The organism is Paracoccus fistulariae, assembly GCF_028553785.1.
Lineage (GTDB): Bacteria > Pseudomonadota > Alphaproteobacteria > Rhodobacterales > Rhodobacteraceae > Paracoccus > Paracoccus fistulariae.
The window spans coordinates 1,770,001-1,794,739 of record NZ_CP067136.1 but is presented as its reverse complement, the minus strand read 5'-3'; the positions used below and the strand labels follow the sequence as shown (position 1 = coordinate 1,794,739).

Here is a 24,739-nt window from a genome sequence, read left to right as displayed (position 1 = left end):
ATCTGCCCGGCTTTTCATCCCTTTCTCTTGCGGCTAGGGTCCGCCGGACATACGGATTCGAGGGACGTCGGTGGCGCATATCATCGTTGTGGGGAACGAGAAGGGTGGATCGGGCAAATCGACCACCTCGATGCATGTGGCAACCGCGCTGGCGCGGATGGGCCATCGGGTCGGCGGGCTGGATCTGGACGTGCGCCAGCGCAGTTTCGGGCGCTATCTGGAAAATCGCGCCGCCTTCATGCAGCGGGCGGGGCTGTCGCTTCCGACACCCGTGATCGGCCAGTTGGGTGAGGGCGGAGATCCCCTGACCCCGGCCCTGACCGCGCTGGAAAGCGAATGCGATTTCATCCTGCTGGATTGCCCCGGATCGCATACCAGGCTGAGCCAGATGGCACATACGCTGGCCGATACGCTGATCACGCCGATGAATGACAGCTTTATCGACTTCGACCTGCTGGCAAGAATGTCGCCCGAGGGGAAGGTGCTTGGCCCCTCGATCTATGCCGAGATGGTCTGGTCGGCCCGGCAGATGCGCGGACAGGCGGGGGCGGGACCGATTGACTGGCTGGTGCTGCGCAATCGTCTGGGCACGCAGGCGATGCACAACAAGCGCAAGGTGGGATCGGCGCTGGATTCCCTGTCAAAACGGATCGGTTTTCGCGTCGCGCCGGGCTTTTCCGAGCGGGTGATCTTTCGCGAATTGTTCCCGCGCGGGCTGACATTGCTGGACCTGAAAGATGTCGGGACCGAGCAGCTGTCGATGTCCAATATTGCCGCGCGGCAGGAATTGCGCGACCTGATCGCGGAACTGAACCTGCCGGGCGTCTCGGCGAAATTCTGACCGCCCGACCGTGCCCTGCACAAGGCGCATTCAAGATATATTAATGTTACGTTGATTAACATTGTCAGTCGGGCCTGCCATCCTTATGTTCCTCCTACTGGTCTGAAAAGGTGTGCCCCGTGATCCTGCGTCTGCTCTCCACAGTCTTGCTTGTCGGTCTGGGCGCGCCCATCCGGGCAGAGGAACCCGCGGATATGGCGGATCAGACCGCGCCTGCGGTGACGATCGTGCCCGCGCGGACGGCCGAGGTTCAGGCGCGTGTGCCGACCTCGGGCAGTCTGGTGGCCTGGCGCGAAGTGCAGGTCCATCCGCGTGTCGCGGGCTATGAGATCACCGAAATTCTGGTCGAGGCGGGCGACAGCGTCGAACAGGGGCAGGTGCTGGCGCGGCTGGCACGGGATACGCTGACCGCGCAACTGGAACAGGCCGAAGCCGAATATACCCGTGCCGAGGCCGGGGTGGATCAGGCCCGCAGCACCATCGACAGCGCGCAGGCGCTGCTGACGCAGGCGGTCTCGGCGCTGGAACGCGCACAGCGGCTGCGGCGTGGCGGCACCGCCTCGCAATCGGCGCTGGATGACGCCATCGCGGCCGAGGCGAATGCCCGCGCACAGGCGGCCTCGGCCGAAGGGGGGCTGTCGGTGGCGCAGGCGGCGCTGGGGCAGGCCGTGGCGGCGCGCCGGATCGCCAGGATGAACCTGGAACGCGCCGAAATCGTGGCGCCCGTGGCGGGCTTCGTGTCTGCCCGCAATGCGGAACTGGGGGCGCTGTCCGGGGGCGCGCCCGATCCGCTGTTTACCATCATCGAAGACAGCCGCGTCGAATTCGAGGGCGAGGTGATCGAAACCGCCCTGCCGCAGCTGCGGATCGGCGCACCTGCGACGATCCGGGTCGCCGGGCTGGGTCAGATCACCGGCAAGGTGCGTCTGATCCCCGCCGCCGTCGATCCGGTCACCCGGCTGGGTGTGGTGCGGATCGAGCTGGACCAGCAGCAGGGGCTGCGCGCCGGTCTGTTCGGCTATGGCTGGGTGACGACCGCGGTGCGCGATGCGGTGACCGTCCCGGTGGCCGCCGTGCTGTCGGATGGCGCGGGCGACCGGGTTCAGGTCGTCGCGGATGGCATCATCGAAACGCGGCCTGTCGATGCCGGGCTGATCTGGGACGGACGGCGCGAAATCGTCGACGGTTTGTCCGAGGGCGAAGAGATCGTCGCCCGTGCCGGCGCCTTTTTCCGCACCGGCGATCTGGTGCGCCGGGCCGAAGCGGTGGCGACGGATACCGGCCCTGCCGCCGAAGGCGAGGCGGATCCGCGATGAATTTCTCGACCTGGTCAATCCGCCACCCCGTCCCGCCCATCGCGATCTTCCTGGTGCTGGTGATCATCGGGATTGTCAGCTTCATGCGCCTGCCGGTCACGGCGATGCCCAATATCGACCTGCCCATCGTGCAGATCTCGATTGCCCAGCCCGGCGCCGCGCCTTCTGAATTGACCACGCAGGTGATCCAGCCCGTCGAGGACAGCGTCGCCTCGGTCACCGGGGTCCGGAATATCTCATCCACCGCCTCGGACAGTCTGGCCAGCGTGGTCATTGAATTCGAGCTTGAAGTCGACAGCGACCGGGCGGTGAACGATGTGAAGGATGCCGTGGCCAATGTCCGCAGCGACCTGCCCGAAAGCATCAGTGAGCCGATCGTGCAGCGGCTGGACGTCACCGGCTATCCGATCCTGACCTATGCCGTCGCCGACCCGACGCAATCTATCGAGCTGTTGTCGAAATTCGTCGATGACGTGATCGGGCGGGATCTGGCGACGGTGGATGGCGTGGGCAAGATCAGCCGGATCGGCGGTGCCTCTCGTGAGATCAAGGTCGAGCTTGATGCCGAACGGCTGCTGGCGCATGGGCTGACGGCGGCGGCGGTCTCGGACCAGTTGCGGGCCAAGAATATCGACATGGCAGGCGGGCGGGGCGATCTGGCGGGGGTCGAATTCTCGATCCGGACGCTGGGCTCGGCCGATAGCGTGAACCGGCTGGCCGTGACGCCGATTGCGCTGCCGCAAGGCGGGACCATTGCGCTGGATCAGTTGGGGCAGGTGATCGACGGCCCGGCAGAGGAACGCAGCTTTGCCCTGCTGGACGGGCAGCCGGTCGTGGCCTTTGGCGTTTTCCGCGCCACGGGCGAATCCGATCTGGCAACGGGCGACGGCGTCAAGGAACGGCTGGAACGGATCCGCGCGCGCTATCCCAATACGCAGATCACCCTGATCGACGATGCCACCACCTACACCGAGGCCAGCTATCACAGCGCCATGGAGACGCTGTATGAGGGCGCGGCGCTGGCGGTCATCGTGGTCTTTATCTTCCTGCGCAACTGGCGGGCGACGCTGGTTGCCGCTGTGGCGCTGCCGCTGTCGATCATCCCCACCTTTTTCGTGATGCAATGGCTGGGCTTTACGCTGAACGGGATCAGTCTGCTGGGGATCACGCTGGTCACCGGGATCCTGGTCGATGATGCGATTGTCGAGATCGAAAACATCGTCCGGCATATCAGCATGGGCACGCCCCCCTATGAGGCCAGTGAGGAAGCCGCGAATGAGATCGGCCTGACGGTGATTGCGATCAGCCTGTCGATCGTGGCGGTCTTTGCGCCGGTCAGCTTCATGGGCGGGATTCCGGGGCAGTATTTCAAGCAATTCGGCCTGACCGTCGCGGTCTCGGTCCTGTTTTCGCTGCTGGTGGCGCGGATCATCACGCCGATGATGGCGGCCTATTTCATGCGCGGCAATGTGCATGTCGAAGAAAGCCGCGACGGTCCCTTCATGCGCGGGCTGATGAAGATCCTGCGCTGGACCATGCGCCATCGCGGTCTGACGCTGATTGCAGGCGCTGCGATTTTTGCGCTTTCGATCTTTTCCGCGACCCTGCTGCCCAGCGAATTCATTCCGGAACAGGATGTCGGCCGCAGCCAGATCTCGCTGGAATTGCCGCCCGGCTCGACCATCGAGGATACGGACAGCGCCACCCGTCTGCTGACCGCCCGGATCCAGCAGACGCCCGAGACGAAGTCGGTTTTCGCCTATAGCGATGGCGGCGACGTGACCCATGCCCGGCTGATGATCAACTATGGCAAGAAAGAAGAGCGTGACCGCTCTCAGTTCGAGATCGAGGATGAGGTGAAGGCCAATCTGTCCTCCTTCCCGGATGTGCGGATCAATTTCCAGAATGCCGAGGGCGCGAATGACCTGACCATCAGCGTGCTGAGCGACACCGAAGAGGGGGCTGCGCGGGCGGGCGATCTGCTGGTGGCGGAAATGAGCAAGCTGGAGACGCTGGAAGGGGTTCAGTCGTCCTCCAGCCTGCAACGTCCCGAGATCCAGATCACACCCCGGCTGGAACTGGCCACGCAGCTTGGCGTGCCCGCCAGCGCCATTGCCACGACGCTTCGGATCGCCACGCTGGGCGATACGGAAAGCAACCTTGCCAAATTCAATGCGGGCGATGAGCAGGTGCCCATCGTCGTGCGGCTGAGCGAGCGTGACCGCGCGGATATGCCGACCATCGAAAACCTGCGTGTGCCCAGTTCGGTGGGACAGATCCCGCTGGCCTCGGTCGCCGAGGTGTCGATGTCCTCGGGCGCGACCACGATCGAGCGCTATAACCGCCGTTTTGAAACCGAGGTGACCGCCAACCTTGCCGAGGGTGCGTTGCTGGGGCCTGCCAGCGCGCAGGTGGCCGCGCTTGGCGAGCGTATCGACATGCCGGAGAATACCGAGATCAAGCCTTCGGGCGATGCCGAGATCATGGGCGAGGTCTTTGCCGCCTTCGGTCTGGCCATGGGATCGGGGATCATGCTGGTCTATGTGGTGCTGGTGCTGTTGTTCCATAATTTCGTCACGCCGATCACCATCCTGCTGTCGCTGCCGCTGGCCATCGGAGGCGCGATTCTGGCGCTGTTCGTGACCGGCAATTCGATCAGCATGGCGGTGGTGATTGGTTTTCTGATGCTGATGGGGATCGTCACCAAGAATTCGATCATGCTGGTGGAATTCGCGCTGTCGGCCATGGAGCGCGGCACGCCCAAGCGCGAAGCGATTCTGGACGCGGTCCACAAGCGCGCCCGCCCGATCATCATGACCACGATTGCGATGAGCGCGGGCATGGTCCCCTCGGCCCTGGCGACGGGGGAGGGCGGAGAGTTCCGCGCGCCCATGGCCATTGCGGTGATCGGCGGGCTTTTGTTGTCAACGATCCTGTCGCTGCTCTTCGTGCCATCGCTGTTTTCCATGATTCATGGCGCGCAGTCGCGGGTCTTTGGCTGGATCGGGCGCCGGGTCGGTCTGAACAGGCCGCGCAGGGCGCCCGCGGAGTAGTTTTGCGTCCCGCGACCGCCGGGGGCTGTCTGCCCCCGGACCCCCGAGGATATTTTTCCAAAGAAGAAAGCGGATACCGGTTTGTCGGGCGAGGGTGCGTTATGTCTTTGCCGTCTGGCGATATGAATCCGGCGATTTCAGGACGGTGACATGACGATGCGAATTCTGCCTGTCATGCCTGTCGCCTGGGTGCTGGCGACGGGTGGCGTGGCTTATTTGAGGGCATGTCTTGGTGGTTCTGGACGGCTTAGCATCCATTCTGGTTCAGAGGCCGCCCCCGGACTCAATCGAAAGCCACTGCTATCTGGCATGAATACACCATCTTTTAATGTATCGGTGCGCGCTGGGCAGTTCGGAGCTGAGGGACGTCTGCGATCAGTATTTTCCCGGACGCGACGGGGCGCGCTGTTTGGTTTAATGAGCACCGTCCTGTTGCGGACTTATTGCGCTGCGCGCGCTTCTCTTGGTGCCGGATTTTATCTTTGAATGAGTGCGGCGGTCATGGGTCTGGGGTGAAAAAGGGGCCCGTGTGGGCCCCTTTTCTATAGCGTGATCGAGGGGCCGGTCAGGCCAGCATGCCCATCGGGTTTTCCAGATGCACCACGATCTTTTCCAGAAGCTGTGCGCCGAGCGCCCCGTCGATCACCCGGTGATCGACTGACAGCGTCATCGACATGACATTGCGGATGACCACTTCGCCATTTTCGGCCACCGGCGTCTGGATGCCTGCGCCGACCGCAAGGATGGCGCCGTGGGGCGGGTTGATGACCGCGTCGAAATTCTCGATCCCGAACATGCCGAGATTCGAGATCGCGAAGCTGCCGCCCTGATATTCATGCGGGGCCAGCTTCTTGTTCTTGGCGCGATTGGCCAGGTCCTTCATCTCGGCCGAGAGGGTGGACAGCGTCTTTTGCTGCGCATCCTTCAGGACCGGGGTGAAGAGACCGCCATCGATGGCCACGGCTACGGCCACATCCGAAGGCTTCAGCTTCAGGATGCGGTCGCCTGCCCAGACGGCATTGGCATCGGGGACCTCTTGCAGGGCCAGGGCGCTGGCCTTGATGATGAAGTCATTCACCGACAGCTTCACGCCGCGACCTTCCAGCTGCTTGTTCAGCGTGGCGCGGAACTTCATCAGCTCATCCAGCTTGGCCGAGCGGCGCAGGTAGAAATGCGGGATGGTCTGCTTGGCCTCGCCCAGACGGGCGGCGATGGTGCGGCGCATGCCGTCCAGAGCGACCTCTTCGGTGTCGCGATCGGCATACATCTTGAGAACCGTCTCGGCCGAGGGACCGGCAGGCGCGGCGGCGGCTGCAGGTGCGGCGGCCTTGGGCGCATCGGCGGCGGCTGCGGGTTTCGCGCCGGGCTTGGCATCCTCGACATCGGCTTTCACGATCCGGCCATGCGGGCCGCTGCCCTTGATGGCCGAGAGGTCCAGCCCCTTGTCGGCCGCGATGCGGCGCGCCAGGGGCGAGGCGAAGATCCGGTTGCCATCGGCAGCTTTCGGCGCAGCCGGGGCGGGCGCGGCGGCTGCCGGTTTCTCGGCTGCGGCCTCTTTCGGCGCGTCCTCGGTGGCTTTCGGCGCTTCGGCCTTGCCCGAGGATTCCTGGATGTCGTCGGCGCTTTCGCCTTCTTCCAGAAGGACGGCAATGGGGGTGTTGACCTTGACCCCCTGTGCGCCTTCCTCGATCAGGATCTTGCCGATGGTGCCTTCGTCGACGGCCTCGAATTCCATCGTGGCCTTGTCGGTCTCGATCTCGGCCAGGATGTCGCCGCTATTGACGGTGTCGCCCTCTTTCACCAGCCATTTGGCCAGAGTGCCTTCCTCCATCGTCGGAGACAGCGCAGGCATCAGGATTTCTGTTGGCATCTCGCGTGCTCCTTATTTGTAGGTGACCTTTTTCACCGCATCGACGATTTCGGGCACGGTGATGAGGGCGTGTTTTTCAAGATTGGCTGCATAGGGCATGGGAACGTCCTTGCCGGTGCAGTTGATCACGGGCGCATCGAGATAATCGAAGGCATTTTCCATGATATAGGCCGAGATGTGATTGCCGATCGAGCCGACCGGGAAGCCTTCCTCGACCGTGATGGCACGGTTGGTCTTCTGGACCGAGGAGATGACGGTGTCGTAATCGATCGGACGCAGGGTGCGCAGGTCGATCACTTCCGCCTCGATCCCCTCTTCCGCCAGCTTTTCGGCGGCTTCCAGCGAATGGGCCATGCCGATGCCGAAGCTGACAATGGTCACATCCTTGCCTTCGCGCGCGATCCGGGCCTTGCCGAAGGGGATGGTGAAGTCATCCATGTCCGGCACTTCGAAGCTGCGGCCATAAAGGATCTCGTTTTCCAGGAAGATCACCGGGTTCGCATCGCGGATCGCGGTTTTCAGCAGGCCTTTCGCATCGGCAGCCGAATAGGGCATGACGACTTTCAGGCCTGGAATGGCGGCGTACCAGGCGGCATAGTCCTGGCTGTGCTGCGCGCCCACGCGCGCCGCCGCGCCGTTCGGACCACGGAACACGATGGGGCAGCCCATCTGACCGCCCGACATGTACAGCGTCTTGGCGGCAGAGTTGATTATATGGTCAATCGCCTGCATGGCGAAGTTGAAGGTCATGAATTCGACAATCGGGCGCAGACCGGCCAGAGCGGCGCCGGTGCCGATGCCGGTAAAGCCGATTTCGCTGATCGGCGTATCGACGACGCGGCGCGGACCGAACTTGTCCAGAAGGCCCTGGGAAATCTTGTAGGCACCCTGATATTCGCCGACTTCCTCACCCATCAGGAAGACCATTTCGTCGCGGGTCATTTCCTCTTCCATGGCCTCGCGCAGGGCTTCGCGCACGGTCATCGTCTTCATTGCCGTGCCTTCGGGCCAGTCGGGCGAACGATCGGGTTGCGGTGTCTTGACGGCGGCAACGGCCGATTCAGCCTTGGCGGGGGCCTTGTCGTCACCACCCGCGCTTTCGGCCTTGGGTTCAGGCGCGGCGGCGGCAGAGGTCTGGATGTCGTCGGCGCTTTCGCCCTCTTCGATCATCACCGCGATGGGCGTGTTGACGGCGACGCCCTGCGTGCCCTCTTCGATCAGGATCTTGCCGATGATTCCCTCATCGACAGCTTCGAATTCCATCGTGGCCTTGTCGGTTTCGATCTCGGCGATAATGTCGCCGGCCTTTACCTCATCGCCTTCTTTCTTCAGCCATTTCGCCAATGTGCCTTCTTCCATGGTCGGCGACAGGGCGGGCATAAGGATTTCAGTAGCCATTCTTGATCACCCTCCCTCAGGCGTTTTCTTCCGCAGAACCCTGCGGCATTTCTTTGGCGTAAATATCGGTCCAGAGTTCTTCCAGGGCGGGCTCGGGGCTTTCCTTGGCGAATTCAGCCGAATCGTTCACGACTTCCTTGATCTCTTTGTCGATCGCCTTCAGGTCCTCTTCGGTCGCATGCTTGCCCTGCAGCAGCAATTCGCGGACATGTTCGATCGAATCGCGCTCGTCGCGCATTTTCTGGACCTCTTCGCGCGTCCGATACTTGGCAGGGTCCGACATCGAGTGACCGCGATAGCGGTAGGTCATGACCTCAAGGATATAGGGACCCTTGCCTGCGCGGCAGTGGGCGACGGCCTTTTCGCCAGCGGCCTTGACGGCCAGAACGTCCATTCCGTCAACCTGTTCGCCCGGGATGCCGAAGGCTTCGCCGCGACCAAACAGGCTGGTCGATTTGGTCGAGCGCTTGACCGAAGTGCCCATGGCGTATTGGTTGTTCTCGATCACGAAAACGACGGGCAGGTCCCACAATTCGGCCATGTTATAGGTCTCGTAGACCTGACCCTGGTTGGCCGCGCCATCGCCGAAATAGACGAAGGTGACATTGTCATTGCCCAGATATTTATCCGCGAAAGCCAGACCGGCACCCAGCGGAACCTGTGCCGCGACGATGCCGTGGCCGCCATAGAAATGCTTTTCGCGGCTGAACATGTGCATGCTGCCGCCCTTGCCCTTGGAATAACCGCCTTCGCGGCCGGTCAGTTCGGCCATGACGCCGCGCGCTTCCATGCCGCAGGCCAGCATATGTCCGTGATCGCGATAAGAGGTGATGCGTTTGTCACCTTCTTTTGCGGCGGCTTCCAGACCCACGACGACCGCTTCCTGACCGATATAGAGGTGGCAGAAGCCGCCGATCAGACCCATGCCATAAAGCTGGCCGGCCTTTTCCTCGAAACGGCGGATCAGCAGCATGTCACGGTAATATTGAAGAAGTTCGTCTTTGGATGTGTTGGAAGCGGAAGTCGCCTTTTGCTTCGTGGCGGCGGGTTTCCTGGCCATGCGGCTTGTCCTCCTGAGTGCGCGGCAGAATAGTTCAGCGTTAAACTATCCGTAACCCATCACTTTGGGAGGTGCAATGCGGGAACTTCCCTTGCGTCCGATCACCTGATTTCTGCTGGAAAACCCCGTGCAAATAGGGCCTCTGCCGCCGGTATGTGCAGATGAGCTGGCAGGACGGGCCCCGGGCGGTCAGGGCAGGATGATCTCATCCGTGCGGATGTAGCCCAGTACCTCGCGGGCACGCTCGTCCAGCAGATCGATATCCAGATATTCGTCAGACAGGCGGCGGGTCAGGTTCTGCATCTGCTCGACCTCGGCGGCCAGACTGTCACGTTCTTCCATCAGCTCGACCTTTTCGGATTCGATCTGGATCCGGCGCAGGATCCCCGAGGGGCCCTGCACGGCGGCGAAGGCGAAATAAAGGCTAAGCGCCACGGTAAGGACCAGAAAGATCGTGGCGCTGATGGAAAGTCGCTGCGACATGGCTCAGCCAGTTATTCTTGTTGGTGTCGGATCATGCCACAGGGGCCGGGGCAGGGGAATCCCCTAGGCCGGGAAATGGCGGCGAAAGATCGCTTCGATCTCGGCCGCGCGGTCGCTTAGCCCGAAAGGCGGGTTCAGCACCCACATGCCGGAACCGACCATCGCATGTCCGGCCCGGACCGGAGGAAAGCGCACCTCGGAACGCAGGGCCTGCGGATGGCTGTCCATCAGCCGGTCCAGCATCGGCGGGTGACGGTTATCGCTCAGCATGGGATACCACAGCGCAATGACGCCGACATTCCATTTGCGCGCGATCTGGTCGATCTGTCTGGGAATATCGGCATAGTCGGTTTTGACCTCGTAGCTGGGGTCTATCAGCAACAGCCCGCGTCGTGGCAGGGGCGGGCAAACGGCCTTGGCCATCTGGAAGCCGTCCTGATGGTAAAGCCGGGCAAATCCGGCGACCTGCCGCAGCGCCGCGAATTCGGCGGGGTGCAGTTCGGCCAGATGGGCCGAATCCATCGGGCGCAGGAAGTGTTCCGCGATCAGGGGCGATCCGGGATAGGCGCGATCGCCATGGGTTTTGCGCACTTGATCCAGCGCGGTCAGAAGCGGGTGATCGCGGGGCAGCCAGCCATCCGCCTCTGCCCGCAGGATACCCGCGCGCGCCTCTTGCGTCTTTTCCGCCTCTGCCCCGTCCAGATGATAAAGGCCGCGCCCGGAATGCGTCTCAAGATAGGACAGGGGTTTGTCCTTGCGCGTCAGGTAATCCAGCGCCGAGGCAAGCAGCGCATGCTTGTGAAGATCGGCCAGGTTTCCGGCGTGATAGGCGTGCTGATAGCTAAGCATGGCCCCGCCATAGCCCGCAGCAGCAGGGCCTGAAAGCGATTTCTGGACGGCGGAAATGAAAAAGCGGCGACGCCCAGGGAGGAGGAGGGGCGCCGCCGCAAAACGCTGACCCGGGAGGAGGGATGGGCCGCGTATGGGTTGCGGTGCAAGCCAGGGAGGAGGAGAGGCCGACACCGCCAGCGCAGGCCTTGATGGGAGGAGAGGGCCTGTCGCATCGGTTTGCCGCAAATGGGGCGGCTATGAGGGGTGCGGCAGCGCCAGGGAGGAGGAGGGCGCCGCCGCTAAACGCTGACCCGGGAGGAGGAGTGGGCCGCGTATGGGGTGCGACAAGGGCCGAGGGAGGAGATGGCCATTGCCGCGTACGACCGGCCAGGGAGGAGGAAAGGCCGTCGCATCGATGTGCCGCAGAATGAGGCGGCTATGGGGTGCGGTGCCACCAGGGAGGAGGAGAGGCGTCACCGCTGACGGCCAGCTTAAAGGGAGGAGAGAGCGGGCCGTATTCAGGTGCCACGAACAGGGTGGCTATGTTCTTTTCGCGGCAGCCTCCTGGGAGGAGGAGTGGAGGCTGCCGCTTTAAGCGAGAAACCCGGGAGGAGGAGTGGGGCGAGGAAGTTCGAATTCTTACTTCGAAGCGCCGTAAGCAGCTTCCTGAGCAAGGCTGCGGATCATCGACCGGCTGATGCCAAGATCGTCCAGTTCACGCGTTGTCAGGGCGCTCAGTTCCCGCACGGTCTGGCGGTACACGGCGCGGCGGGCGCGGTTTTCCTGCATCCGCTGGATCGCAGTCATAAAGCGGCCACGCAGGCTGTGTTCGGCGTGGGCGATATTTGCATGTGCGACGTAAGCCATCGGATATTCCTTTCACATCTCATCATCTTGCGCTTGGCCCGGATTGGCTCTGCGCTTCGGATGAGATGAAGATGATCGTTTTTCTGCGGCTGCACAATCCTATGCTTTTCAAATGCTGCTATGCGGCATTTGCATAGGTAGCCCGCTAAACCTATTGGTTGTTATTGATGAAAATTGAGTTCATTTTGACTGTCACGGAACTGTTAGCGTTCACGCTGCAACGGCAAAGACGTAGCGTCTAGAGGTGTTTGGCCGAAAGGCCTGTCATTGCCGAACATGGTCTTGTCCTTCATAGACGGCCCGACCAAATAGAAAACCGAATGAACAAACACAGGCGATGACATGTCCGTTAACCGCGAAGTTGCCCTAAAGGAAATCGCTGACATCCCGATGCCAGACGGAAAAACCCTGGCCGAGGCCGATATCGTCAGGGCGTTCAATGTCGATGGTGGGACGATCAGATTCGTGCTGGAAGTGGCTGATTCTGCGGCCGCCCGCGCCCTGGCGCCGGTCGAGGCAGAGGCGCGCAGGCGGCTGACCGCGCTGCCGGGTGTCGATTCTGTCCAGATCGTGACGACCGCGCAGGCCGCCGCGGGTCAAGGCCAGCCGCGCGGCGAGCCGGTCCGCTCTTCCGGTCCCGGCGGGGCGGCGCCATCGCTGCAGATCGGACGTCATCCGACCGCGCAATCAGGGCCTCAGCCGATACCCGGCGTGAAAAGCATCATTGCCATCGGTTCCGGCAAGGGCGGGGTCGGGAAATCCACTGTAACGTCGAACCTCGCGGTGGCGCTGGCCAGGGCGGGGCGCAAGGTGGGGCTGCTGGATGCCGACATCTATGGGCCCTCTCAGCCGCGCATGATGGGTGTCTCGGGCCGACCGGCCAGCCCTGACGGTCAGCGGATCGAGCCGATGCACGCGCATGGCGTCACCATCATGTCCATCGGCCTGATGCTGAAAGAGGGCGAGGCCGTCGTCTGGCGCGGCCCAATGCTGATGGGCGCGCTGCAGCAGCTTTTGCAGCAGGTGAACTGGGGCGAGCTTGACGTGCTGCTGATCGACTTGCCGCCCGGAACCGGGGATGTGCAGCTGAGCCTGTGCCAGAAAGCGCCGGTCACGGGGGCAATCATCGTCTCGACGCCGCAGGATGTTGCGCTGATCGACGCGCGGCGCGCCATCGACATGTTCAGGAAGCTGAAAACCCCGGTTCTGGGGCTGGTCGAGAACATGTCCTCTTATACCTGCACCAATTGCGGGCATGAGGCGCATCTGTTCGGTCATGGCGGCGTCGCGGCCGAGGCCCAGCAACTGGGCCTGCCCTTCCTGGGCGAACTGCCCCTGCAATTGGACGTGCGCCTGGCAGGCGATTCGGGCAGTCCCGCCGCCCTGGGTGAGGGCGCGGTTGCCGATTCCTATGCCCGGCTGGCCGATCGGCTGATCAAGGGCGGCATCGCCTGATTCCACCGCATCTCGGGGCGCGATCCGCCCTTTGGGAATGTCCGGGAACGCGATCGAAGATCCTGTGGGATTTTATAGGAGAGGTGCTGTCGGGGTCTCTCCCTTCCGTGATTCCGCGTGATTCGGGGCGGGATTCCCGTGATCGCCCGGCGCAAACCTGCATGTCGCGGCAATGATCTGGCCGATTTCTGCTGGCTATGGGATTTTCTGGCACCGGTGCGCGTTTTCTATATCTTGTGGCTGATCCCAGAAAAATCACCAAAAATAGCGATTTGAGCATGGGAATGGGCATTTTTTGTCCCAAGCGGTTTGTTTTATACATCTGATATCGCCCATAATGACCGAAGAATTCCATTGCTTCCCACATATTCCCATGTCACAAATGACTCACGAAGACGGGCAGTAAAGGGGCGACAAAGACCCCGAATGGCGACGCAGGTCTCATACAGGCACCCGTTTTCCAAACAGACCGCCCGCACGTGCGAGCAGCACCTCCCCCAGGTGGCGCGTGCAGGGCGGATAACCCCGAAAAGGGGCCCAGACGATGGGAACGAGGGCGGCGGATCGGGCAGTGGCAGCAGCCCGATCCGCCCTTTCTCTTTCGGGCGGGCGAAAGAGGTGGTGGACAGTGAGGGGCGGGCCGGACTGTGGCGCGAAAGTTTAGAGGCACCGAGACCGTCAAGGTCGATGGCAAGGGACGCATGTCGATCCCGGCCCGGTTGCGTCGCGTCTTTGATGCCGGGGATCCCTCATTTCCCAACACCGCCACCGGACGCACGCAGCTTGTCGCTGTCTACGGCCCAGACTGGTGGAACTGGATCGAACTTTACACCATCGACGCAATCGAAGAGATCGACGAACAGATCGACCGGCTGACGCGCGGCTCTCAGGAACGGCGCTGGCTGGAACTGCTGATGAACGGCCAGTCCACCGATCTGGAAATCGACCGCGAGGGCCGTCTGGTCCTGCCGCTGAAGCTGCGCGAGAAGCTGGGCTTTGCCGAAGGGGTCGAGACGACCTTCGAATCGCGCGGTGACTATATTCAGGTCTATAATCCCGACAGCCGCCCGAAAGATGTCGAGGCGCTGGAGGATTTCGCCGACAAGCATGGCCCGGATTTCGACCCGCGCGCCTTCCTGGACCGCGCGGCGACGGATCACGCGGGCGAGGGCTAGGCCATGGCCGATCCGCATATTCCCGTCCTTTTGAAACCGCTTCTGAGGGCGGTCGAACCCGTTTCCGGCATCTGGCTGGACGGCACTTTCGGTGCGGGCGGCTATGCCCGCGGTCTGCTGGACGCTGGCGCCGGGCAGGTGATCGGCGTGGATCGCGATCCGCTGGTCTTCCAGATGGCCGCAGATTGGGCCGGTCGCTACGGCGACCGCCTGAAGCTGGTCGAGGGGACGTTTTCCGATCTGGACCAACTGGCCGGGCAGGTGCTGGATGGCGTGGTGCTGGATCTGGGCGTCAGCTCGATGCAGCTGGATCACGCCGAGCGCGGCTTTTCCTTCCTGCGCGACGGGCCGCTGGATATGCGCATGCAGCAGGATGGCCCCTCGGCCGCCGATCTGCTGAACAGTGCGGATGAAGCGGTGATTGCCGATGTGCTGTATCATTACGGGGAAGAACGCGCCTCGCGCCGTATTGCCCGCGCCATCGTCGCGGCGCGGCCTTTGACGCGGACCTCGGAACTGGCCGAGGTCGTGTCGGCCTGTCTGCCGCGCCCGAAGCCCGGTCAAAGCCATCCGGCGACCCGCAGCTTTCAGGCCATCCGCATCTGGGTGAATGACGAATTCCGGCAATTGGTCGATGGCCTTTCAGCGGCCGAGCGGGCCTTGAAGCCCGGCGGCAAGCTGGCCGTGGTCAGCTTTCATTCGCTGGAAGACCGCATCGTCAAGCGCTTCATGCAGGCGCGTTCGAACAGCGCGGGCGGCGGCAATCGCTATGCGCCGGTGCAGGAAAGCGCGCCCGCAGCCTTTACCATGCCCTTCCGCCGGGCCATCGGCCCGGACCCGGATGAGATGGAGGGCAATCCGCGCGCGCGTTCGGCCCTGCTGCGGGTCGCGATCCGCACCGATGCCCCCGTCGGCTCGGTCGAGGATGGCGCGCTGGCCATGCCACGCCTTCCCGGCGCGAAGGGGGGCGGCTGATGCGTTCGCTGACCTATCTGGCCTGTGTGCTGCTGGTGATGGGGCTGGCTTTCTGGGCCTATCGCGAAAATTACCGCACGCAGGCGGCCATCGGGGAAATGTCGCAATTGCAGCGTGAAATCGCCGGTCTGCGCGAAGATCTTGGCGTGTTGCGCGCCGAATGGGCCTATCTGAACCGCCCCGACCGGCTGCGCGAGCTGGTGGAACTGAATTTCGACCGGCTGCAGCTTTTACCTCAGGAATCGGGGCAGGTGATTGATCTGGGAAATATTGATTATCCCAAGCCGCCTGAACCAGCAGAAGACGGCGAAACCGCCGCATCTCAGGAGTAATGCCATGATCCGCACTCCGCTACGCCCCCTTGCCCGGATCCTGCGCGCCCGAGAGCGCGGGGAAAATCCCGATGAGATCGAAGCCGAAAACCGGCGGCTGCGGCATGAGGCGATCCAGGACAAGGCCCGCCGCCGCGCCGAGGGGCGTCTGTTCCTGATGGCGGGCTGTTTCATTCTGGCCTTTGGCACGGTGGGGGTGCGCATGGGGGCGCTTGCCTCCAGCGAGCCGACCGAGCCGACGGCACAGGTGCTGTCCTCGCAGATCATCTCGCAGCGGGCGGATATCACCGACCGCTCTGGTCGCGTGCTGGCGACGAATTTGCTGACGCATTCGCTTTACGCCCATCCGCAGCAGATGGTTGATCCGGTCGGGGCCGCGCAGGGTCTGGCACGGATCTTTCCGGATCTGGATGTCGAGCGCCTGACCCGCGATTTCACCGGCACCCGCAAGTTCATGTGGATCAAGCGCAAGATGAGCCCCGAACAGATGCAGGCCGTCCATGATCTGGGCGAACCGGGCCTGCTGTTCGGCCCGCGCGAAATGCGCGTCTATCCCAACGGTCATGTCGCCAGCCATATCCTTGGCGGTTCCGGTTTCGGCAATGAAGGTGTCAGCAGCGCCGAGGTTCTGGGCGTTGCGGGCGTCGAAAAGGCCTTTGACGGCTGGCTGCGCGATCCGGCCAATAACGGCGCGCCGCTGCAACTGTCCATCGACCTGACCGTGCAATCCGCGATGGAAGAGGTTCTGGCCTCGGGCATGGAGATCATGAGCGCCAAGGGCGCCGCTGCCATCCTGATGGAGGTCAAGACGGGCGAGATCCTGGCCATGGCCAGCCTGCCCGATTTCGACCCCAATGACCGGCCACGGCCCTTGCTGACCGGCGATCCCTCGGACAGTCCGCTGTTCAATCGCGCGGTGCAGGGGCAGTACGAGCTTGGCTCGACCTTCAAGCTGTTCCCGGTGGCGCAGGCGCTGGATTTGCAGATCGTCAATCCGAATTCGGGCATCAACACCACCACGCCCATGCGGATCGGCAAATATCGCATCAATGATTTCCACAATTACGGCGCGCAGATGTCGGTCACCGATATTCTTGTGAAATCGTCGAATGTGGGCACGGTGCGGATTGCCCAGATGCTGGGTGTCGAGCGGCAGAAGGATTTCCTGCAAAAGCTGGGCCTGTTCGATCCGACCCCGATCGAAATGGTCGAGGCGCCGACCGGCAAGCCGCTGGTCCCGAATCGCTGGCCTGCGGTGACGGCGGCAACGGTGTCTTTCGGCCACGGAATCGCGGCCAGCCCGCTGCATCTGGCCTCGGCCTATGCGACCATTGCCAATGATGGCCGCCGCGTGCGCCCGACGCTGATCCACCGCCGCACCCGCCCCGAGGGCGAACAGGTTCTGTCGCCGCGCGCATCCGAACTGGCGATCAGCATGCTGCGTCAGGTCGTGGTCCGCGGCACCGCCCGGCAGGCCGAGGTCGAGGGCTTCGAAATCGCGGGCAAGACCGGCACCGCCGACAAGCCGCGCCCGAATGGCGGCTATTACAAGGATCGCAACGTGGCGACCTTCGCCTCGGTCTTTCCGGCCAGCGATCCCGAATATGTGCTGATCGTGACGCTGGATGAGCCCAGCGTCCGCCGCGCGGGCGGCGGCGAAAGCCGCACCGCCGGCATGACCGCCGTGCCGGTGGCCGGGCAACTGGTGCGCCGTCTGGCCCCGCTGATCGGGCTGGAGCCGAAGCTGGACGAAAAACTGCCAAGTTTCGATGCCCGTTTTCAGCCGCGTGTTGAACCCAAGCAGGGCGATGGGATAAAGCTCGTCGCAAATCAGTAACGGGTGGACAGAGTGACTCCGGGCACAAAGACACTGTCGCAGCTTGGTCTGCGGGCAAAAGACGGTCGCGATCCGACGATCACGGGGCTGTCGCTTGACAGTCGCACGGTGAAACCGGGACATCTGTTCGCGGCCTTGCCCGGATCGGCTCTGCATGGCGCGGATTTCATTCCCTATGCACTGCGCATGGATGCCGGGGCGGTTCTGACCGACCGCGCAGGCGCCGAAAAGGCGGCCGAGGCGCTGGCCGGATGGGATGGCGCTTTGGTCATCGCCGAAGATCCGCGTGCCGCGCTGGCCGGTGCGGCGGCGCTGTGGTTCGAACGCCAGCCGCAGCATGTGGTCGCGATCACCGGCACCTCGGGCAAGACCAGCGTGGCGAATTTCACCCGCCAGATCTGGCAGATGCTGGGCCATAAGGCGATCAGCGTCGGCACCATGGGCGTGCAAGGCGATTTTCAGGCCAAGCTGCAACATACCACCCCCGATCCGCTGACGCTGCACCGCATTCTGGCCGAAGCCAGCGCCGAGGGCGTCGACTATGCCGCGATGGAGGCATCCAGCCACGGTCTGGACCAGCGCCGTCTGGACGGAGTACAGGTCGAGGCGGCGGCTTTCACCAATTTCAGCCAGGACCACCTGGATTATCACGCCGATTTCGGCGAATATTTCGCGGCCAAGGCACTGCTGTTCAATCATATCCTGGAAGAGGGTTCCTCGGCCGTTATCAATATCGACAGCGACCGAGGCCGCCAGATGGCCGATATCGCCAATGATCGCGGGCTGGCAATCACCACGGTCGGTCGGCACGAACATGCGATGCTGCGGATTCTGGATCAGCGCTATGATTCGACCGGGCAGGACCTGCGCTTTTCGGTCATGGGGCAGCCCTATCTGATCCGGCTGGGCCTGATCGGCGGCTTTCAGGCGGAAAACGTGCTGCTGGCCATGGGGCTGGCACTGGATACGGGCGGCGTTGCGGAACAGGTCATTCGGACCTTGCCGGAACTGGAAACGGTGCGCGGGCGGATGCAACTGGTGGCACAGCGCGAAAACGGCGCCGCCGTCTTTGTCGATTATGCGCATAAACCCGGGGCGGTGATCGCGGCGCTGCAATCCCTGCGCCCGCATGTCATGGGCCGGATCGTCGTTGTCCTGGGCGCGGGCGGCGATCGCGACAAGGGCAAACGTCTGCTGATGGGGCAGGCCGCGCGTGAATATGCGGATGTGGTGATCGTGACCGATGACAACCCCCGGACCGAGGATCCCGCCACCATCCGCGCCGCCGTCATGGAGGGCGCAGGCCCGGACGCGATTGAGGTGCCGGACCGGGCCGAGGCGATCCTGCGCGGTGTCGATGCGCTGCAGCCCGGCGATGCGCTGCTGATCGCGGGCAAGGGGCACGAAACCGGCCAGATCGTCGGGCAGGATGTCTATCCCTTTGACGATTCCGAACAGGCCTCGGTCGCGGTTGCGGCGCTGGATGGCAAGATATGAGCCTGTGGACCGCAAGCGATGCGGCGGCGGCCACGCAGGGGCAGGCTGTCGGGGACTGGCACATCACCGGAATCTCTATCGACACCCGCACGATACAGCCGGGCGATCTGTTCGTTGCGCTGAAGGACAGTCGCGATGGCCATGATTTTGTGGCGCAGGCGCTGGAAAAAGGCGCTGCCGCCGCCATGGTCAGCCGCATTCCCGAAGGCGTAAGCCCGGACGCGCCCTTGCTGATCGTGTCCGACGTCCTTCCCGCGCTGGAAGCACTGGGCCGCGCCGGTCGGCAGCGGATGGCGGGCAAGGTCATCGCCATCACCGGATCGGTGGGCAAGACCTCGACCAAGGAAATGGCGCGGATCGCGCTGGCGGGGCAGGGGCAGATCCACGCGGCCGAGGCCAGCTATAACAACCATTGGGGCGTGCCGCTGACTTTGGCCCGCATGCCGCAGGACACCGATTTCGCCATTATCGAGATTGGCATGAGCAATCCGGGAGAGATCGCGCCGCTGTCGCGTCTGGCCCGTCCGCATGTCGCGATGATCACCACCGTGGCCGCCGCCCATCTTGAGGCCTTCGAGTCGCTGGATGGCATTGCGCGCGAGAAAGGGGCGATCTTTCAGGGGCTGGAGCCTGTCGGCACCGCCGTCCTGCCCGAGGAATTGCCCGTCACCCCGATCCTGCGCGACTGTGCGGATGCGGCCGGGGCGGTCGTTCTGGGCTTTGGCCAGCACGGCATGGCGCGTCTGGTCCATGCAAAACCCGAAGGCGAGGCTCTGACCTGCCGCGCGCGCATCACTGGCGAGACGGTCGATTTCACGCTGAACACCACCGGCACCCATTTCGCGGTGAATGCGGTGGGCGTGCTGGCCGCGCTGTCGGCAGCGGGGGCCGATCTGCAACAAGCCGCGCGGGGCATTGCCGACTGGCAGCCGCCCAAAGGGCGCGGCGCGGTCGAGGATCTGGGCGATATCCGCCTGATCGACGATGCCTTCAACGCCAATCCGACCTCGCTTTCCGCCGGTCTTGCCACGCTGGCCGCCTTGCCGGGCAACCGTCGCGTCGCGATTCTGGGCGACATGCTGGAGCTTGGCCCGCAAGAGGCGCAGATGCATCGCGATGTTGCCACCGATCCGGCGATGGCCGCGATCGATCTGGTCCACAGTGCCGGGCCGCGCATGCGCCACCTGCACGAGGCGCTGCCCAAGGACAAGCGCGGCCTCTGGACCGAGACCGCCGCCGAACTGGCCGCACAGGTTCGGGAACTATTAACTGCCGGCGATATCGTGCTGGTGAAAGGGTCGAAATCCTCGAAGGTTTCGGCCGTGGTTGACGCTCTGCGAAAATCGGTGCAGACGCCCACGCCTTGAAACGAGGGGATGACGAATGCTGTATTGGCTCAGCAGCCTTTCCGAAGGGGGCGACCTCTTCAACCTGTTCCGCTATATCACCTTCCGGGCGGGTGCGGCATTTTTCACCGCTCTGATCTTTGGCTTCATGTTCGGCAAGCCGCTGATCGGCTATCTGCGGCGGGTCCAGAAAAAGGGTCAGCCAATCCGCGATGACGGGCCAGAGACGCATTTCGCCAAGGCGGGCACCCCGACCATGGGCGGTATCCTGATCCTGTCGGCGCTGTTCGTATCCACGCTGCTCTGGGCGCGGCTGGACAATGGCTATGTCTGGATCGTGCTGCTGGTGACGGCGGGCTATGCCGCCATCGGCTTTGCCGACGATTACGCCAAGGTCAGCAAGAACAACACCAAAGGTGTCTCGGGCCGGGTGCGGATGGGGCTTGGCCTTGCGCTGGCGCTGCTGGCCTCGGGCTGGGCGATGTATCTGCATCCTGCGGGGCTCAGCGGTCAGTTGGCCTTGCCGGTGTTCAAGGACGTGCTGGTCAATCTGGGCCTCTTCTTCATCCCCTTCGGCATGCTGGTGATCGTGGGCGCGGCCAATGCGGTCAACCTGACCGATGGGCTGGACGGGCTGGCCATCATGCCGGTGATGATAGCGGCATCCACGCTGGGCGTGATTGCCTATACCGTGGGGCGGGTGGACTTTACCGAATATCTGGGCGTTCACCATGTTCCCGGCACGGGCGAAATCCTGATCTTCGTCGCCGCTCTGGTCGGTGGGGGCTTGGGCTTTCTGTGGTATAACGCGCCGCCCGCCGCAGTCTTCATGGGCGATACCGGATCGCTGGCCCTGGGCGGGGCGCTTGGCGCCATCGCCGTGGTGACAAAGCACGAGATCGTGCTGGCCATCGTCGGCGGCCTTTTCGTGGTCGAGGCGCTGTCGGTCATCATTCAGGTGCTGTATTTCAAGCGCACCGGCAAGCGTGTCTTCCTGATGGCGCCGATCCACCACCATTTCGAGAAGAAGGGATGGGGCGAGGCGCAGATCGTCATCCGCTTCTGGATCATCGCGCTGATCCTGGCGCTGATCGGGCTGGCGACGCTGAAGCTGAGGTGATGCGTGTCGAAAAATTTTTACAACACTCTGGAACAGCGCGCCAAGCGTTTTGACGACTTCATCGCGCGCCTTCTTAGGCTGCTTGCGATTGCTGCACTGTCAGCGACCTTGTTTGCGTTTATCCAGACTCTGCCAAGTGACAGCTCTAGGGATAAGATCATTTATTCTGTGCTGCTGCTATCGCTGTGTATCCCGTCAGTGTTGGCGATCATACAGCTATGGTTCTTGATGTCGTTCTGGTTACCCGATCTGAAAATTGTTTGGCACTTCATTCTTTTCTTTTTTGTATTCGTTCTTTTCCTGTTCTTTGTATCAATTGCTTTTCTACAGCCTGTAGCCCTTCTCATTGGAGCAACTCAATGATCCCGGTTCAAGGCGTCGAAAATCAGACCATCGCCGTGCTGGGTCTTGGCCGCTCGGGCAAGGCGACGGCGGCTGCGCTGGCGGCGGGCGGGGCGAATGTCATCGCCTGGGATGACGGGCAGGACACGCGCGAGGCTGCCGAGGCCGACGGCCTGCGGATCGTCGATCTGACGCGCGACGATGCCTGGCATGGCGTTGCCGCGCTGATCGTCAGCCCCGGAATCCCGCATCTTTACCCCCGGCCGCATCCGGTCATCGCCAAGGCCTATGAGCTGTCGATCCCGGTGGATAACGATATCGGGCTGTTCTTTCGCAGCTATGCCAGCGCGGATTGGGACGGGTTCGACCGCATGCCTCGGGTGATTGCTGTCACCGGATCGAATGGCAAATCGACGACGACGGCGCTGATTCACCATATCCTGACCGAAGCCGGTCGTCCGACGCAGATGGGTGGCAATATCGGAACGGGTGTTCTGTCGCTGGAACCCGCCATTGATGGCGAGGTCGTGGTGCTGGAATTGTCCAGCTATCAGACCGATCTGGCCCGCGCGCTGACCCCGGATGTCGCGGTCTTTACCAATCTGACCCCCGATCATCTGGATCGCCACGCCGGTCTGGGCGGCTATTTCGCGGCCAAGCGTCGGCTGTTCGCCGAAGGCGGGCCGGATCGCGCCGTGATCGGCGTCGATGAGGTCGAGGGGCTTTATCTGGCAGATCAACTGGCGATGGGTCCGGCGGATGATCGGGTGATCCGCGTGTCCTCGGGCAAAAAGCTGGACCGCGCGGCCTGGTCGGTCTTTGCGCGCAAGGGTTTTCTGGCCGAATATCGCAAGGGGCGGCAGGCGGGCTCGATCGATCTGCGCAAGATTACCGGCCTGCCAGGCGCGCATAATCATCAGAACGCCTGTGCCGCTTATGCCGCCTGCCGTGCATTGGGCCTTGCCCCGCGCGAGATCGAGGCCGCTTTTGCCAGCTTTTCCGGCCTGCCGCATCGCAGCCAGACCGTCGCCGAGATCGGCGGTGTTCGCTATGTCAACGACTCCAAGGCAACGAATGTGGATTCGGCGGCCAAGGCGCTGCAGGCCTTTGACAGGATCCATTGGATCGCAGGCGGTTTGGGCAAAGAGGGCGGGATAGCCGATCTGGTCCCGTATCTGCAGCGCGTGACCAAGGCCTATCTGATCGGCCACTCAGCCCGCGACTTCGCGCTGGAAGTCGGTCAGACGCCGCATGAGGTGGTCGACACGATGGAGGCTGCCGTTGCCCGCGCCCATGCCGAGGCGCAGCAGGGCGACACCGTGCTGCTGGCGCCCGCCGCCGCCAGCTTTGACCAATATCCCAATTTCGAAAAGCGGGGCGAGCATTTCACCGCATTGGTGCTGGCGCTGAAGGATCAGTGACCGGCCCAGCGGGGTGGCCGTTTTTCCAGAAATGCCGTGATCCCCTCATCCGTGTCGGGCAGCATCATATTCGCGCAGATCGCGTCACCGCCGGTCTGATAGGCCGCGTCCAGCCCCTGCCGAAGCTGTTCATAAAAGGCGCGTTTGCCCATGCGCACCGCCTCGGGCAGTTTTGACGCGATCTGCTGCGCCATCTCCATCGTTCCATCCGACAGCTGATCGGCGGGCAGAACACGGTTCAGCAGACCCAACTGCAATGCCCGATCCGACAGGATAAAATCGCCGGTGGTCAGCATCTCGAAGGCGGCCTTGGCGGGGATCGCCCGGCTCAGCGCGACCATGGGGGTGGAACAGAACAGCCCGATATTCACCCCATTGACGCCAAAGCGCAGACCTTCGGCCGCAACGGCCAGATCGCAAGAGGCGACCAGCTGACAGCCCGCAGCGGTGGCGATGCCCTGAACTTCGGCAATGACGGGCTGGGGTAGGGCGGGAATCATCTGCATCATCCGGGCGCAACTGCTGAACAGATCCGCATAGGCCGCGCGCCCGCCATCATCCGCCGAACGCGCTGCCTGCATCTGCCGCAGATCGTGGCCCGCGCAAAAGGCCTTTCCATGCGCCGCAAGAATGACCGCGCGGACCGTGTCGTCCCCCGCAATCTGCGTAAAGGCGGCGGACAGGGCCGCGATCATTTCCTGCGACAGGGCGTTGTAATTGGCCGGGCTGTTCAGGACCAATCGCGCGACATGGCCCTGATTCTGACGCAAAACCAACGCTTCCATCTTGATTCCTCCTCTGATTACGGAAAGCCTAGGCCGCAAAAGCGGATGGGGGAAGTATGGACGTGGTGATGGATGCCGAGGCGATGAACGCGTTTCTGGCGACCGAGTTTCCGCAGGTAAACGGGCAGTTCCGGGTCGATCATGTCGGGGAAGAGGGCGTTACGGCCCGCCTGTTGGTGAATGACAGCCATCTGCGCCCCGGTGGCACGATCAGCGGGCCATCCATGTTCGCGCTGGCCGATGTCTCTATCTATTGTGTGGTGCTGTCGCGGATCGGCAAGGTGGCCCTTGCGGTGACGACCAACGCCTCGATCGATTTCCTGCGCAAGCCGGTGGCGGGCAAGGATCTGCTGGCGAAATGCCGGTTGCTGAAACTGGGCCGGGCTTTGGCCGTGGCGGATGCGCTGATCTATTCCGAGGGCAGCGACGATCCGGTGGCGCGCTGTTCCATGACCTATTCGATTCCGCCGAAAAGGTAGGTTTTCAGGCATCTACGCCAAGGTATTCAGATACCTATTTTGTAAAGCATTGCTTTGAAACGAATAATTCGCCTTCTGCGGACTTGATTTATGCGCGACGATCTTCGATATACCGCCATCTCGAATTCAAACACGACCCTGAAGGGACGACAGATGAAAACCTATACCGCGAAACCGGCGGAGATCGAGAAGAAGTGGATCCTGATCGACGCCGAGGGCGTCGTTCTGGGCCGTCTTGCTACGATCGTCGCCAATC

The 24,739-nt window shown here is 62.9% G+C and carries 22 protein-coding genes (1 of these 22 cut by a window edge); 15 read left to right on the top strand and 7 right to left on the bottom strand.

Going from position 1 to position 24,739, the window contains the following annotated elements:
* Positions 1–70 precede the first annotated feature (70 nt).
* From JHX87_RS08835 to JHX87_RS08825, 3 genes are all read left to right on the top strand, one after another.
* A complete protein-coding gene (locus JHX87_RS08835; protein WP_271886537.1) occupies positions 71–841 on the top strand; it encodes a division plane positioning ATPase MipZ in 771 nt (256 codons plus the stop codon).
* A 119-nt stretch (positions 842–960) separates the two neighbouring features.
* A complete protein-coding gene (locus JHX87_RS08830) occupies positions 961–2,157 on the top strand; it encodes an efflux RND transporter periplasmic adaptor subunit (RefSeq protein WP_271886538.1) in 1,197 nt (398 codons plus the stop codon).
* Complete coding sequence (locus tag JHX87_RS08825; RefSeq protein WP_271886539.1) at positions 2,154–5,210, top strand: efflux RND transporter permease subunit; 3,057 nt, start codon at positions 2,154–2,156, stop codon at positions 5,208–5,210. The genes JHX87_RS08830 and JHX87_RS08825 overlap by 4 nt, the downstream gene beginning before the upstream one ends.
* Before the next feature lie 565 nt (positions 5,211–5,775).
* On the opposite strand, the gene JHX87_RS08820 is transcribed toward JHX87_RS08825, so the two are convergent.
* The 6 genes from JHX87_RS08820 to JHX87_RS08795 form a co-directional block, all read right to left on the bottom strand.
* Positions 5,776–7,080: a pyruvate dehydrogenase complex dihydrolipoamide acetyltransferase gene (locus JHX87_RS08820; protein WP_271886540.1), complete on the bottom strand. Its 1,305-nt coding sequence runs from the start codon at positions 7,078–7,080 to the stop codon at positions 5,776–5,778.
* 12 nt (positions 7,081–7,092) lie between these two features.
* Positions 7,093–8,478, bottom strand: coding sequence for a pyruvate dehydrogenase complex E1 component subunit beta (locus tag JHX87_RS08815; RefSeq protein ID WP_271886541.1), 1,386 nt, complete (start codon positions 8,476–8,478; stop codon positions 7,093–7,095).
* Positions 8,479–8,494: 16 nt separating this feature from the next.
* Positions 8,495–9,538, bottom strand: a complete 1,044-nt coding sequence (gene pdhA, locus JHX87_RS08810) for a pyruvate dehydrogenase (acetyl-transferring) E1 component subunit alpha (RefSeq protein ID WP_271886542.1) — start codon at positions 9,536–9,538, stop codon at positions 8,495–8,497.
* 189 nt (positions 9,539–9,727) lie between these two features.
* On the bottom strand, positions 9,728–10,021 hold the full coding sequence (locus JHX87_RS08805; RefSeq protein ID WP_271886543.1) for an FtsB family cell division protein: 294 nt from the start codon (positions 10,019–10,021) through the stop codon (positions 9,728–9,730).
* Positions 10,022–10,084: 63 nt separating this feature from the next.
* A complete protein-coding gene (gene rlmJ, locus JHX87_RS08800; protein ID WP_271886544.1) occupies positions 10,085–10,870 on the bottom strand; it encodes a 23S rRNA (adenine(2030)-N(6))-methyltransferase RlmJ in 786 nt (261 codons plus the stop codon).
* A 621-nt stretch (positions 10,871–11,491) separates the two neighbouring features.
* Complete coding sequence (locus JHX87_RS08795) at positions 11,492–11,719, bottom strand: DUF1127 domain-containing protein (protein WP_271886545.1); 228 nt, start codon at positions 11,717–11,719, stop codon at positions 11,492–11,494.
* Positions 11,720–12,061: 342 nt separating this feature from the next.
* On the opposite strand from JHX87_RS08795, the gene JHX87_RS08790 reads away from it, so the two are divergent.
* The 10 genes from JHX87_RS08790 (at position 12,062) to murD (ending at position 23,219) form a co-directional block, all read left to right on the top strand.
* The gene (locus JHX87_RS08790) at positions 12,062–13,174 is read left to right on the top strand and encodes an Mrp/NBP35 family ATP-binding protein (RefSeq protein ID WP_271886546.1); all 1,113 of its coding nucleotides are present in this window, start codon (positions 12,062–12,064) and stop codon (positions 13,172–13,174) included.
* Positions 13,175–13,821: 647 nt separating this feature from the next.
* Positions 13,822–14,349, top strand: a complete 528-nt coding sequence (locus JHX87_RS08785; RefSeq protein ID WP_271886547.1) for a division/cell wall cluster transcriptional repressor MraZ — start codon at positions 13,822–13,824, stop codon at positions 14,347–14,349.
* A gap of 3 nt (positions 14,350–14,352) precedes the next feature.
* On the top strand, positions 14,353–15,324 hold the full coding sequence (rsmH, locus tag JHX87_RS08780; protein ID WP_271886548.1) for a 16S rRNA (cytosine(1402)-N(4))-methyltransferase RsmH: 972 nt from the start codon (positions 14,353–14,355) through the stop codon (positions 15,322–15,324).
* The gene (ftsL, locus tag JHX87_RS08775; RefSeq protein ID WP_271886549.1) at positions 15,324–15,656 is read left to right on the top strand and encodes a cell division protein FtsL; all 333 of its coding nucleotides are present in this window, start codon (positions 15,324–15,326) and stop codon (positions 15,654–15,656) included. Before rsmH ends, ftsL begins: the two co-directional genes overlap by 1 nt.
* 4 nt (positions 15,657–15,660) lie before the next feature.
* Positions 15,661–17,493, top strand: a complete 1,833-nt coding sequence (locus tag JHX87_RS08770) for a peptidoglycan D,D-transpeptidase FtsI family protein (RefSeq protein ID WP_271886550.1) — start codon at positions 15,661–15,663, stop codon at positions 17,491–17,493.
* A gap of 12 nt (positions 17,494–17,505) precedes the next feature.
* On the top strand, positions 17,506–18,990 hold the full coding sequence (locus tag JHX87_RS08765) for a UDP-N-acetylmuramoyl-L-alanyl-D-glutamate--2,6-diaminopimelate ligase (protein ID WP_271886551.1): 1,485 nt from the start codon (positions 17,506–17,508) through the stop codon (positions 18,988–18,990).
* Positions 18,987–20,357, top strand: a complete 1,371-nt coding sequence (locus JHX87_RS08760) for a UDP-N-acetylmuramoyl-tripeptide--D-alanyl-D-alanine ligase (protein ID WP_271886552.1) — start codon at positions 18,987–18,989, stop codon at positions 20,355–20,357. The genes JHX87_RS08765 and JHX87_RS08760 overlap by 4 nt, the downstream gene beginning before the upstream one ends.
* A gap of 16 nt (positions 20,358–20,373) precedes the next feature.
* The gene (gene mraY / locus JHX87_RS08755) at positions 20,374–21,456 is read left to right on the top strand and encodes a phospho-N-acetylmuramoyl-pentapeptide-transferase (RefSeq protein ID WP_271886553.1); all 1,083 of its coding nucleotides are present in this window, start codon (positions 20,374–20,376) and stop codon (positions 21,454–21,456) included.
* Positions 21,457–21,459: 3 nt separating this feature from the next.
* The gene (locus tag JHX87_RS08750; RefSeq protein WP_271886554.1) at positions 21,460–21,819 is read left to right on the top strand and encodes a hypothetical protein; all 360 of its coding nucleotides are present in this window, start codon (positions 21,460–21,462) and stop codon (positions 21,817–21,819) included.
* Positions 21,816–23,219, top strand: coding sequence for a UDP-N-acetylmuramoyl-L-alanine--D-glutamate ligase (gene murD / locus JHX87_RS08745; protein ID WP_271886555.1), 1,404 nt, complete (start codon positions 21,816–21,818; stop codon positions 23,217–23,219). The genes JHX87_RS08750 and murD overlap by 4 nt, the downstream gene beginning before the upstream one ends.
* Here the strand turns inward: murD and JHX87_RS08740 are convergent.
* Positions 23,213–24,004 carry an enoyl-CoA hydratase gene (locus tag JHX87_RS08740; protein ID WP_271886556.1) on the bottom strand — a complete coding sequence of 264 codons (792 nt, stop codon included), beginning with the start codon at positions 24,002–24,004 and terminating at the stop codon, positions 23,213–23,215. The two genes, murD and JHX87_RS08740, sit on opposite strands and share 7 nt — an antisense overlap.
* A gap of 56 nt (positions 24,005–24,060) precedes the next feature.
* Here JHX87_RS08740 and JHX87_RS08735 point away from each other — a divergent pair, with 56 nt between their 5' ends.
* Positions 24,061–24,483, top strand: a complete 423-nt coding sequence (locus JHX87_RS08735; RefSeq protein WP_271886557.1) for a PaaI family thioesterase — start codon at positions 24,061–24,063, stop codon at positions 24,481–24,483.
* A 153-nt stretch (positions 24,484–24,636) separates the two neighbouring features.
* On the top strand, positions 24,637–24,739 hold the 5' portion of the coding sequence (gene rplM / locus JHX87_RS08730; protein WP_271886558.1) for a 50S ribosomal protein L13. Its footprint extends 362 nt past the window's final position; the window shows 103 of its 465 coding nt (coding positions 1–103); the start codon lies at positions 24,637–24,639; its stop codon lies off the right edge, out of view.

Bases quoted from the DNA above. Each gene is read 5' to 3' on its own strand.
- JHX87_RS08795 (WP_271886545.1), bottom strand. From the start codon at position 11,719: ATGGCTTACGTCGCACATGCAAATATCGCCCACGCCGAACACAGCCTG.
- pdhA (WP_271886542.1), bottom strand. From the start codon at position 9,538: ATGGCCAGGAAACCCGCCGCCACGAAGCAAAAGGCGACTTCCGCTTCC.
- ftsL (WP_271886549.1), top strand. From the start codon at position 15,324: ATGCGTTCGCTGACCTATCTGGCCTGTGTGCTGCTGGTGATGGGGCTG.
- rsmH (WP_271886548.1), top strand. From the start codon at position 14,353: ATGGCCGATCCGCATATTCCCGTCCTTTTGAAACCGCTTCTGAGGGCG.
- JHX87_RS08790 (WP_271886546.1), top strand. From the start codon at position 12,062: ATGTCCGTTAACCGCGAAGTTGCCCTAAAGGAAATCGCTGACATCCCG.
- JHX87_RS08815 (WP_271886541.1), bottom strand. From the start codon at position 8,478: ATGGCTACTGAAATCCTTATGCCCGCCCTGTCGCCGACCATGGAAGAA.
- JHX87_RS08740 (WP_271886556.1), bottom strand. From the start codon at position 24,004: ATGGAAGCGTTGGTTTTGCGTCAGAATCAGGGCCATGTCGCGCGATTG.
- mraY (WP_271886553.1), top strand. From the start codon at position 20,374: ATGCTGTATTGGCTCAGCAGCCTTTCCGAAGGGGGCGACCTCTTCAAC.
- murD (WP_271886555.1), top strand. From the start codon at position 21,816: ATGATCCCGGTTCAAGGCGTCGAAAATCAGACCATCGCCGTGCTGGGT.
- JHX87_RS08770 (WP_271886550.1), top strand. From the start codon at position 15,661: ATGATCCGCACTCCGCTACGCCCCCTTGCCCGGATCCTGCGCGCCCGA.
- rlmJ (WP_271886544.1), bottom strand. From the start codon at position 10,870: ATGCTTAGCTATCAGCACGCCTATCACGCCGGAAACCTGGCCGATCTT.
- JHX87_RS08735 (WP_271886557.1), top strand. From the start codon at position 24,061: ATGGACGTGGTGATGGATGCCGAGGCGATGAACGCGTTTCTGGCGACC.
- JHX87_RS08805 (WP_271886543.1), bottom strand. From the start codon at position 10,021: ATGTCGCAGCGACTTTCCATCAGCGCCACGATCTTTCTGGTCCTTACC.
- JHX87_RS08825 (WP_271886539.1), top strand. From the start codon at position 2,154: ATGAATTTCTCGACCTGGTCAATCCGCCACCCCGTCCCGCCCATCGCG.
- JHX87_RS08760 (WP_271886552.1), top strand. From the start codon at position 18,987: ATGAGCCTGTGGACCGCAAGCGATGCGGCGGCGGCCACGCAGGGGCAG.
- JHX87_RS08820 (WP_271886540.1), bottom strand. From the start codon at position 7,080: ATGCCAACAGAAATCCTGATGCCTGCGCTGTCTCCGACGATGGAGGAA.